This is a genomic window from Streptomyces sp. URMC 124 (genome assembly GCF_051386455.1).
In the GTDB taxonomy this organism is placed as follows: Bacteria; Actinomycetota; Actinomycetes; order Streptomycetales; family Streptomycetaceae; genus Streptomyces.
This window is the reverse complement of record NZ_JBPQTS010000198.1, coordinates 1-11,040: the sequence shown is the minus strand read 5'-3', so window position 1 is coordinate 11,040 and position 11,040 is coordinate 1. Positions and strand designations below refer to the sequence as shown.

Here is an 11,040-nt window from a genome sequence, read left to right as displayed (position 1 = left end):
GTGCTGCCGCTGCCGGAGCACTCCCCCCACACGGCGCCCCCGCCCCCCTCCGGGAGCGCCCCCGCACCCGACCACGGGCCCGGCACCGCGAGCTTGCTTCCTGCTTTGCGTGAGGCGGCGTCAGGCGCCAGCGCGAGCACCGTTTCCGCCGTCCATCGATCCCCCTGCGGATTCATGCCCCAAACGCTAGGACCACCCACTGACAATCGCCCTGACCTGCGGTTTCGACAGGTCGGGGCCCATTGTCAGTGGGGTGGTGCAGGGTGGTTCGCACATCCCGGAACCGCACATCGAGGGGGACTTGTGACCGCGCCCGGAACCGAAGCCCAAGCCCAGCCCGAAGCCCAGCCCGACGCTCCGTCCGAAGCCCTGCGCCCGCACGCCGAGCACGCCTTCGCCGAGGAGCTCAAGGCCCTCGCCGCCGTCGACGACCGGCCCCGCCCCGAGCGCTGGCGCCTGTCGCCGTGGGCCGTCGCCACGTACCTGCTCGGCGGCACCCTGCCCGACGGCACGGTGATCACGCCCAAGTACGTGGGCCCGCGCCGCGTCGTCGAGGTGGCCGTCACCACGCTCGCCACCGACCGCGCCCTGCTCCTGCTCGGCGTCCCCGGCACCGCCAAGACCTGGGTCTCCGAGCACCTGGCCGCCGCCGTCAGCGGCGACTCCACGCTGCTCGTCCAGGGCACGGCCGGCACTCCGGAGGAAGCCATCCGCTACGGGTGGGACTACGCCCGGCTCCTCGCCCACGGCCCCAGCCGCGAGGCGCTCGTGCCCGGCCCCGTCATGCGGGCCATGGCCCAGGGCCTGACCGCCCGCGTCGAGGAGCTCACCCGCATTCCCGCCGACGTGCAGGACACCCTGATCACCATCCTCTCCGAAAAGACCCTGCCCATCCCCGAGTTGGGCGAGGAGGTGCAGGCCGTCCGCGGCTTCAACCTGATCGCCACCGCCAACGACCGCGACCGTGGCGTCAACGACCTCTCCAGCGCCCTGCGCCGCCGCTTCAACACCGTCGTCCTGCCCCTGCCGGCCACGCCCGAGGACGAGGTCGACATCGTCTCCCGGCGCGTCGACCAGATCGGCCGCTCCCTCGACCTGCCGTCCGTGCCCGACGGCACCGACGAGATCCGGCGCGTCGTCACCGTCTTCCGCGAGCTGCGCGACGGCGTCACCACCGACGGCCGCACGAAGCTCAAGTCGCCCTCGGGCACGCTCTCCACGGCCGAGGCGATCTCCGTCGTCACCGGCGGCCTCGCCCTCGCCGCCCACTTCGGCGACGGCGTGCTGCGCGCGGGCGACGTGGCCGCCGGCATCCTCGGCGCGGTGGTCCGCGACCCGGCCGCCGACCGCCTCGTCTGGCAGGAGTACCTGGAGACGGTCGTCCGCGAGCGCGACGGCTGGAAGGACTTCTACCGCGCCTGCCGGGAGGTCTCGGCGTGACCGGCCCCGGCTCCGGCCCCTTCGGCTCCGGCCCGTTCCTGCTGGGCGTCCGCCACCACGGGCCCGGCTCCGCGCGCGCCGTGCGGGCGGCCCTGGAGCAGTGCCGACCCGCGGCCGTGCTCGTCGAGGGCCCGCCCGAGGCCGACGCGATCGTCTCCCTCGCGGCCGACGAGGGTATGCGGCCGCCCGTCGCCCTACTGGCCCACGCGGTGGACGACCCGGGGCGCGCCGCGTTCTGGCCGCTCGCCGAGTTCTCCCCGGAGTGGGTGGCGATCCGCTGGGCCCTGGCCCACGGGGTGCCCGTACGGTTCATCGACCTGCCGGCGGCGCACTCGCTCGCACTGAGCGGGGACGACGGGGCGCGGTCCGGCCCGGAGCCCGCCGCCGGCGCCCCTTCCGGTGGCGAGACCACAGCCGCCGCCCCGCCCGCCGCCGCCCCCCGTCTCGACCCCCTCGCCGTGCTCGCCGCGGCGGCCGGTTACGACGACCCCGAGCTGTGGTGGGAGGACGCCGTCGAGCACCGCCGCGGCCGGGACGGAGCCGATGCCCTCGCGCCCTTCGCCGCGCTCGCCGACGCCATGGCCGAACTGCGGTCCGCCTTCGGCGAGGACGAGGACGAGGGTGAGGGTGAGGGTGCCGGCGGCGGAGACACCGGCACCGGCACCGACGGCCCGCGCGACCTCGTCCGCGAAGCCCACATGCGGCTCAGGATCCGCGACGCCCGGCGGGAGTTCGGCGACGGGATCGCCGTCGTCTGCGGCGCCTGGCACGTGCCGGCCCTCGCCGAGCGGCGGACCGTCACCGCCGACCGGCAGGCCCTCAAGGGCCTGCCGAAGGTCAAGACCGCCGTCGGCTGGGTGCCCTGGACCCACCGGCGCCTGTCCCGCCGCAGCGGCTACGGCGCCGGCATCGACTCGCCCGGCTGGTACGGCCACCTCTTCCACTCCCCGGACCGCCCGCTCGAACGCTGGATGACGAAGGCCGCCCGGCTGCTGCGCGACGAGGACTTCCCCGTCTCCTCCGCCCACGTCATCGAGGCCGTCCGGCTCGCCGGCTCCCTCGCCGCCCTGCGCGGCCGCCCGCTCGCCGGGCTCACCGAGACCACCGACGCCGTCCGGGCCGTCATGTGCGACGGCTCCGACGTGCCCCTCGCCCTCGTACGGGACCGGCTCGTCATCGGTGACGTCCTCGGCGAAGTACCCGAGTCGGCCCCCGCCACGCCCCTGCAGCGCGACCTCTCCCGGCTCCAGCGCAGCCTGCGCCTCAAGCCCGAAGCGGCCGCCCGCGAGGTGGAGTTCGACCTGCGCAAGGACACCGACGCCGCGCGCAGCCGGCTGCTGCACCGCCTGCGGCTCCTCGGCGTCGACTGGGGCGAGCCGGTGCGCTCCCGCGCGGGGACCGGCACCTTCCGCGAGACCTGGCGGCTGAGCTGGGAGCCCGAGCTGGCCGTACGGGTCGCCGAAGCCTCGGCCTGGGGCACGACCGTGCCGGCCGCGGCCACCGCCAAGGCCCAGTCCCGGGCCGTGGGCTCCCCGGCCCTCGCCGACGTCACCGCCCTCGCCGAGCAGTGCCTGCTGGCGGAGCTGCCCGACGCCCTCCCGGTCGTGATGCGCGTCCTCGCCGACCGCGCCGCACTCGACGCGGACGTCGCCCACCTCGCCCAGGCGCTGCCCGCCCTCGTCCGCTCCGTGCGCTACGGCGACGTCCGCCGCACGGACACCGCTGCGCTCGGCGACGTGGCCGAGGGCCTGGCCGAGCGCATTTTTGTAGGCCTTCCCGCCGCCTGCGCGGGCCTCGACGCGGACGCCGCGGCGACGATGCGGGGCCTGGTGGACGAAGTCCACCAGGCGGTACGCCTACTGGCCCCCGAGCCGGAGCCGGCGCCGGAGCCGGGCCCCGCCCCTGCGGACCGCAGCGCACCGCAGGGCGAGGGGTCCCCCGGCGAGCCCTCGCTCCGCCACCGCTGGGCCGCCGTGCTCGGTGTGCTCGCCGGGCGGGACGGGCTGCCCGGGGGCATCCGGGGCCGGGCCGCGCGGCTGCTGCTCGACGACGGACTGCTGCCCGACGGGCGCGCCGCCCGCCTCATGGGGCTGGCCCTTTCCTCCGGCACCGAGCCGGCCCGGGCCGCCGCCTGGATCGAGGGCTTCCTCGGCAGCGGCGGCTCCGGCGGCATGCTCCTCGTCCACGACGAGCGCCTGCTCGCCCTCGTCGACGACTGGCTCACCGGCGTGCCCGCGGCCGCCTTCACCGACGTCCTGCCCCTCCTGCGGCGCACCTTCTCCGCCTACGACCCCGGCGTCCGCCGCACCCTCGGCGAGCTCGTCCGCCACGGCGGACCGGCCGGCGGCGGCGCCCGCCCGGGGGCCCGGCCCGACGCCGCGCCCCTGAACCCGGCCCGGGCGGCCGCCGTCCTGCCCACCCTGCACCTCCTTCTCGGCCTCCCCGGTCCCTCCGGCGCAGCCGCCCCCGCCCCCACCACCCCAGGAGCCGCACGATGACCCCGTCCCGTACCGCGGCCGCCGCCGACGAGCGTCTGCGCCGCTGGCGGCTCGTGCTCGGCGGCGAAGGCTCCGCCGACGGCACCGGCCGCGCCCTCTCCGGCACCGACGCCGCCATGGACCGCACCCTGGAAGCGCTCTACGGCCCGTACGGCCGGGGCCCGGGCGGCGACGGCGGGCGCGGCGGCTCCCGCGAGGCGGGCCTCGGCGGCTCCGCGCCGCGCGTCGCCCGCTGGCTGGGGGACATCCGCACGTACTTCCCGGCGTCCGTCGTTCAGGTGATGCAGCGCGACGCCGTCGACCGGCTGGGCCTCTCCTCGCTGCTCCTGGAGCCGGAGATGCTCGAAGCGGTCGAGGCCGACGTCCACCTCGTCGGCACGCTGCTCTCCCTCCACAAGGCGATGCCCGAGACCACGAAGGAGACCGCCCGCGCCGTGGTCCGCAAGGTCGTCGAGGACCTGGAGCGGCGCCTGGCAAGCCGCACCCGCGCGACCCTCACCGGTGCGCTGGACCGCTCCGCCCGCATCAGCCGCCCCCGCCACCGCGACATCGACTGGGACCGCACCATCCGGGCGAACCTCAAGAACTACCTGCCCGAGTACCGCACGGTCGTCCCCGAGCGGCTCGTCGGCTACGGCCGGGCCGCGCGTTCGGTGAAGAAGGACGTCATCCTCTGCATCGACCAGTCCGGCTCCATGGCGGCGTCCGTCGTCTACGCCTCCGTCTTCGGCGCCGTCCTGGCTTCGATGCGCGCCCTCGACACCCGCCTCGTCGTCTTCGACACCTCCGTCGTCGACCTCACCGACCAGCTGACTGATCCGGTCGACGTGCTCTTCGGCACGCAGCTGGGCGGCGGCACCGACATCAACCGCGCGCTCGCCTACTGCCAGTCGCGGATCACCCGCCCGGCGGAAACCGTCGTGGTCCTCATCAGTGATCTCTACGAGGGCGGCATCCGCGAGGGCATGCTCAAAAGGGTGGCGGCCATGAAGGCCTCCGGCGTGCAGTTCGTGACGCTGCTCGCGCTCTCCGACGAGGGGGCCCCGGCCTACGACCGCGAGCACGCCGCTGCCCTGGCCGCCCTCGGCGCACCGGCCTTCGCCTGCACCCCGGACCTCTTCCCGGAGGTGATGGCCGCCGCTCTGGAGAAGCGCCCGCTGCCCGTGCCCGACACGGCGGCCTGACGGGCGCCGCCGCCTCCCCGTAGGCCGGATGCGTACGGAATCCGTCGCGATCTGTGAGCGTAATCACGGCCGTAGTGTGACCTCTGATTTAGGGCCTCCCCGCCAGCGGGGATAACCTGCGAGACGGACATGCCGCGTCAACGGTGAACGTGTGCCGCCCTCGCCCGTGCTACCCCGGGGCGCAACCCCCGGACCCTGCGGAGATCGCGCTCTCACGCCGCCCTGCGGCACGCCCGCGCAGACAACGAACCGCGATATCCATGGAAAAGGGACGGACGCGCGTGGACCTGTTCGAGTACCAGGCGAGGGACCTCTTCGCCAAGCACGGTGTACCGGTGCTGGCCGGTGAAGTCATTGACACGCCTGAGGCGGCCCGCGAGGCGACCGAGCGGCTGGGCGGCAAGTCGGTCGTCAAGGCCCAGGTCAAGGTCGGTGGCCGTGGCAAGGCCGGTGGCGTGAAGCTCGCCGCCACCCCGGACGAGGCCGTCGCCCGCGCGACGGACATCCTCGGCATGGACATCAAGGGCCACACGGTCCACAAGGTCATGATCGCCGAGACCGCTCCGGAGATCCTCGAGGAGTACTACGTCTCGTACCTCCTCGACCGGACCAACCGCACCTTCCTCGCCATGGCGTCCGTCGCCGGTGGCATGGACATCGAGGAGGTCGCCGCGACGACCCCCGAGAAGCTCGCGAAGGTCCCGGTCGACGCCAACGAGGGCGTCACCATCGAGAAGGCCCGCGAGATCGTCGCCCAGGCGAAGTTCCCGGCCGAGGTCGCCGAGAAGGTCGCCGAGGTCATGGTGACCCTGTGGAAGACCTTCGTCGCCGAGGACGCGCTCCTCGTCGAGGTCAACCCGCTGGCCAAGGTCGCCAGCGGCGACGTCATCGCCCTCGACGGCAAGGTGTCCCTGGACGCCAACGCCGAGTTCCGCCAGCCGGAGCACGAGGCGCTCGAGGACAAGGCCGCGGCCAACCCCCTCGAGGCGGCCGCCAAGGCCAAGGGCCTGAACTACGTCAAGCTCGAGGGCCAGGTCGGCATCATCGGCAACGGCGCGGGTCTCGTCATGAGCACCCTCGACGTCGTCGCCTACGCCGGTGAGAACCACGGCGGCGTCAAGCCCGCCAACTTCCTCGACATCGGTGGCGGCGCCTCGGCCGAGGTCATGGCCAACGGTCTTGAGATCATCCTGGGCGACCCGGACGTCAAGTCCGTCTTCGTCAACGTCTTCGGTGGCATCACCGCGTGCGACGAGGTCGCCAAGGGCATCGTCCAGGCCCTGGAGCTCCTCAAGAGCAAGGGCGAGGACGTCACCAAGCCGCTGGTCGTGCGCCTCGACGGCAACAACGCGGAGCTGGGTCGCAAGATCCTGTCCGACGCCAACCACCCGCTCGTGCAGCGCGTGGACACCATGGACGGCGCGGCCGACAAGGCCGCCGAGCTGGCTGCGGCTAAGTAAGGGACGAGGACTCCACAACCATGGCTATCTTCCTCACCAAGGACAGCAAGGTCATCGTCCAGGGGATGACCGGCGCCACGGGCATGAAGCACACCAAGCTCATGCTGGCCGACGGCACCAACATCGTGGGTGGCGTCAACCCGCGCAAGGCCGGTACCGAGGTCGACTTCGACGGCACCTCCGTGCCCGTCTTCGGCTCGGTCGCCGAGGCGATGGAGAAGACCGGTGCCGACGTCACCGTCGTCTTCGTCCCGCCGGCGTTCGCCAAGGCCGCCGTCGTCGAGGCGATCGACGCCGAGATCCCGCTGGCCGTCGTGATCACCGAGGGCATCGCCGTCCACGACTCCGCCGCCTTCTGGGCGTACGCGGGCTCGAAGGGCAACAAGACCCGCATCATCGGCCCGAACTGCCCCGGTCTCATCACCCCGGGCCAGTCCAACGCCGGCATCATCCCGGGCGACATCACCAAGCCCGGCCGCATCGGTCTCGTGTCCAAGTCCGGCACGCTGACCTACCAGATGATGTACGAGCTCCGTGACATCGGCTTCTCCTCCGCCGTCGGCATCGGTGGCGACCCGGTCATCGGCACCACGCACATCGACGCGCTCGCCGCGTTCGAGGCCGACCCGGAGACCGAGCTGATCGTGATGATCGGCGAGATCGGCGGCGACGCCGAGGAGCGTGCCGCGGACTTCATCAAGGCCAACGTCACCAAGCCGGTCGTCGGCTACGTGGCGGGCTTCACCGCGCCCGAGGGCAAGACCATGGGCCACGCCGGCGCCATCGTCTCCGGTTCGTCCGGCACCGCCCAGGCGAAGAAGGAGGCCCTCGAGGCCGCCGGTGTGAAGGTCGGCAAGACCCCGTCCGAGACGGCCCGCCTCGCGCGCGCCGCGCTGGGCGCCTGAGCCTGACGGTTCCCGCGCGCGGGCCCGCACCCCTGGAGGGGGTGCGGGCCCGCGCCCGTTCCGGGGGCCCGTCGCCCGCGGAAGGGTCATTGCGCGTCAAATAGGTTTATCCGGGTATCAAAAGCGACACGACGGTCATTTACCCGCTACCCGAACGAAAGCCGTGTTCTTGGCAGCATGACCATGTGACCCACGATGCCGAGCACAGCCCGCCGTCGCCCGCGTCCGGCCGGCCCGCCGCGAGCACGCCGCCTCCCGCGGGCACGGTGTTCGTCGGCGGGGCGATCGCCGCGGGGCTGGGGCTCGGGGCGCTGGCCGTGGTCGTCCTGCTGCTGTGGATCACCTCGCCGTACCCGGACGGCGGCGCGGGCGAGGCCCTGCGCTGCGCCGCCGGCCTGTGGCTGCTCGCCCACGGCGCGGACCTCGTCCGCACGGACACCCTCACCGGGGCGCCCGCCCCGATCGGCCTCACACCGCTGCTGCTGACCGTGCTGCCCTGCTGGCTGCTCTACCGGGCCGCACGGCACGCCCTGGAACCGGCGATCGAGCCGCCCGACGACCGCGACGCCTTCCCGTACCCGGAAGCCGTCCCCTTCGAGGAGCTCACCCCCGAGGAGATCCTCGCCGCGACCACGCCGCCGCCCCCGGCGCCGGTGGAAGCCGGGCCCCCGCCCGCCCCGCGCAAGGTCGCCGCGGCCCTCCTCGGCGGCTACCTGCTCGTCGCCGTCGGCGCCGTCCTCTACGCCGCCTCGGGCCCGGTGAGCGCCGAGCCGCTGAGCGCCCTCCTCCACGTGCCGGTCGTCGCGGGGGCGTCCGTCGCGGCCGGGACGTGGGCCGCCGCGGGCCGCCCGCACGGCACGGTGCCGCCGGTCCTGCGCCGGGTGCTCGCGCCGGTGCCCGCGCGGCTGCGGCGCTGGTTCACCCGCGCCCGCACGGCCGCGGCCCTGCGCGCCGGGATCGCCGGCACCGTCGTCCTGCTCAGCGGGGCCGCCGTCCTCCTCGCGGCCTCCCTCGCCGTCCACGCGGGCGCCGTCCGCGAGTCCCTCCTGGAGATCACCGCGGCCTGGTCGGGCCGCGCCGCGGTGCTGCTGCTGTGCCTCGCCCTGCTGCCCAACGCCGTCGTGTGGGCCGCGGCCTACGGGCTCGGGCCGGGCTTCGCCGTCGGCACGGCCGGGGTCGTCGCGCCCCTCGGGATCACCACGTACCCGCTGCTGCCGGCCTTCCCGCTCTTCGCGATCCTCCCCACGCCCGGCCCCGCCGAGCCGCTGCCCCTGGCGGCGTGGGCCGCGGTGAGTCTCGCGGCCGGGGCCACCGTGGCCTACGCCGCCGTGCCGCGCCGTGGCGCGGACCTCGCCCGGTCGCGGCTGGGCGAGACCGCCGCCGTCGCCGCCCTCGGCTCCGTCTTCTGCGCCCTCGCGGTCACCCTGCTGACCTACGCGGCGGGCGGCACCCTGGGCGTGTCCGTCCTCTCCGCCTTCGGGCCCTCCTGCCTGCCGGCGGGCGCGGCCGCGCTCGCCTGGACGGTCGCCGTGAGCGTTCCCGGCGCGGTCGTGCTGCGCTGGCTGCGGTGCCGGATCGCCCTGGGCGCCGGCGGCGGCCTGCCGGCGGAGGTCCTGGCGGCCGCCGTCGTCCCCGCCTCCGGCGCGGGCCTCGTCACCGCCCTGGCCGGGGCGCCGTCGTCACGGCTGCCCGCCGGTGCCCACCGGCGGGTGGGTGCCGCGCGGGCGGACCGGCCCCGCAAGGCCCGCCGGGCGCGGGCCCGCTGGTGGACCGGCGCCCGGGCCGCACGGGCGGTGGGCTCCTGGCTGGGCTTCGGGGCGGGTGCGGGGCGCGCCGCGGTGGGCGGCGTGCGTGCCGATACGGCGACGCTCTCCTTCGCCCGGCCCGGGACGGCCGGGGCGGCGGGGCGCGCGTGGTCGGCCGAGCCGGGGGCCACTCCGGTGGAGGCGCTGCCCGTACGGGGTGCCCCGGCGGGCTCCGCTCCGGTCGGCCTCGCCGCGCCCGCCCCGGCCGGGCGGCCCGATGCGAGGGGCGCGCGGCGCGGCTGGTTCGGGCGCCGGAAGGCGAAGGGCGGCGGGCGGCGGGGCAGGGGCGTGTCCCGCGTGCCGGGGACGGTGGTGCCCGGGACGGTGGTGTCGGGGGCGGTCGTGCCGGCGTTCGACGGGGCCGCTTGGCACGATACGGGGGCGCGGCAGGTGCGGTGGGCGGCGCTCCGGGATGCGGGGGGCGGGCTCATGCCCGACTTCGAGCCGCACGACGCGGCGCCGCGGGACCGGGGCTGAGGACCCGGGGCGCTGCCCCGGACCCCGGTCCTCGCACTCCCCGGACGGGCTGAGGTCTTTGCCGGCTCAGTCCCGGTTGCCCAGCAGCGGCCTCAGCTGCTTCGGGAGGTGCTTCTCGCACGCCTGCTGCGAGCTCTGGGTCAGGGCGTCGTCCACGCACGTGTAGTAGTCGCTGTAGACGATCTGGAAGACGAACGTCGCCGCCACGATCGCCAGCGCCAGTCCGCCCGTGACCAGGCCGCTCACGGCCGCGGTGGTCTGCGGCCGGAACGCGCCGGGCGCCGGGGCGGGCCCGGCCGGGGTGTCCGGGTCCTGGCGCTGCGGGCGGGCCTTGGCACGCAGGGCGCTGACGCCCCAGTAGAGGGAGAGGGCGCCGAGCAGCAGGGCCACGTAGGGGATGCTGAACAGGGCGAAGAAGAAGCCCCACATGCCCGCGAGCAGGGCGTAGCGGGCGCGCCGCTGGGCGGGGTCCGTGGGGTCCCAGCGCAGGCCGCCGCCGTTCCCGCCCGGACCGCCCGCGGGGCCGCCCGGTCCGCCCGTGCCGCCGCCGAAGCCGCCGTCGTGGCGGCCGGGCTGCCGGCTGCTCCACTGGCTGCCCCACGCGGGGGGCTGCTGCCCGTCACCGGAGCCGCCGTCGTCCTGCGAGCCCTCGTCCCCCTGGTCCCGCGGCCCCTGTGCCCCCTGGGGGCGCTGCCGCGGCTGCCACGGCCGGTCCGGCTGTCCCTCGGGCGGCGGCGCGAAGGGGTTGTCCCGCTGCTCGTCGGAGGAGGGCGGCGTGGGGCGGTCGTGCGACATGCGGGCGATCCTCATCGCACCGCCGCCGGGGGTCTCGGTGGGCAGCGCGAGGGGGAGAGCCGCGTGACGGCGTCGGTCCGGCATGTGGAGTGTGTCTTCCCCTTGTGTCGTCGTCCGGCACGCCCAGGATGTGCGCCGTCCAGGATGTATGCCCGCACGCCCGGGACGTACGGCACATCCCCGGCGTCCGTGCCTACCGCACTCCGAACGTACGGCGTCGCGCCCGGATTCCGTGCGCATGGCCCGCGCTTTTCCGTGCGCTGCTTCCAGACGCTACCTTCCGCGCGCGCCCCCGTCCCGCGGGGGCCGTTCGGTGTGCCGGTATCGTTGCTGGCGGTCGGCGGGTTCGTAGGGTCCCCCGTATTCGGCGATGCCCTCGTCTCGTACGACCATACAAACCGTACGGCCGTGCACACCGTAGGGCCATCACACCGCTCCGCCCGCGAGAAAGGGCCCCACCGTGGCCTCCCCGCCTC

At 75.2% G+C, this 11,040-nt stretch carries 7 protein-coding genes and 1 pseudogene; 6 read left to right on the top strand and 2 right to left on the bottom strand.

Annotation, left to right across the window (positions count from 1 at the left end; all coding sequences use genetic code 11):
- Nucleotides 1-176, bottom strand: a pseudogene (locus ACSNOG_RS29385) (SWIM zinc finger family protein); the annotation flags it as partial.
- A gap of 127 nt (nucleotides 177-303) precedes the next feature.
- On the opposite strand from ACSNOG_RS29385, the gene ACSNOG_RS29380 reads away from it, so the two are divergent.
- From ACSNOG_RS29380 to ACSNOG_RS29355, 6 genes are all read left to right on the top strand, one after another.
- Nucleotides 304-1,440 (top strand): ATP-binding protein, encoded by a 1,137-nt coding sequence (locus tag ACSNOG_RS29380; RefSeq protein WP_436755737.1) that lies wholly within the window; start codon nucleotides 304-306, stop codon nucleotides 1,438-1,440.
- Nucleotides 1,437-3,938: a DUF5682 family protein gene (locus ACSNOG_RS29375; RefSeq protein WP_436755736.1), complete on the top strand. Its 2,502-nt coding sequence runs from the start codon at nucleotides 1,437-1,439 to the stop codon at nucleotides 3,936-3,938. Before ACSNOG_RS29380 ends, ACSNOG_RS29375 begins: the two co-directional genes overlap by 4 nt.
- Nucleotides 3,935-5,122, top strand: a complete 1,188-nt coding sequence (locus tag ACSNOG_RS29370; protein ID WP_436755735.1) for a VWA domain-containing protein — start codon at nucleotides 3,935-3,937, stop codon at nucleotides 5,120-5,122. The genes ACSNOG_RS29375 and ACSNOG_RS29370 overlap by 4 nt, the downstream gene beginning before the upstream one ends.
- 281 nt (nucleotides 5,123-5,403) lie before the next feature.
- Entirely contained in the window at nucleotides 5,404-6,582 is a 1,179-nt protein-coding gene (gene sucC / locus ACSNOG_RS29365; protein ID WP_436755734.1) for an ADP-forming succinate--CoA ligase subunit beta, read from the top strand.
- A 20-nt stretch (nucleotides 6,583-6,602) separates the two neighbouring features.
- Entirely contained in the window at nucleotides 6,603-7,487 is an 885-nt protein-coding gene (gene sucD / locus ACSNOG_RS29360) for a succinate--CoA ligase subunit alpha (protein WP_106682084.1), read from the top strand.
- 266 nt (nucleotides 7,488-7,753) lie between these two features.
- Nucleotides 7,754-9,769 carry a cell division protein PerM gene (locus ACSNOG_RS29355; protein WP_436755738.1) on the top strand — a complete coding sequence of 672 codons (2,016 nt, stop codon included), beginning with the start codon at nucleotides 7,754-7,756 and terminating at the stop codon, nucleotides 9,767-9,769.
- A 66-nt stretch (nucleotides 9,770-9,835) separates the two neighbouring features.
- Here ACSNOG_RS29355 and ACSNOG_RS29350 read toward each other — a convergent pair whose 3' ends face one another.
- Complete coding sequence (locus tag ACSNOG_RS29350; RefSeq protein ID WP_436755733.1) at nucleotides 9,836-10,648, bottom strand: hypothetical protein; 813 nt, start codon at nucleotides 10,646-10,648, stop codon at nucleotides 9,836-9,838.
- Nucleotides 10,649-11,040 lie beyond the last annotated feature (392 nt).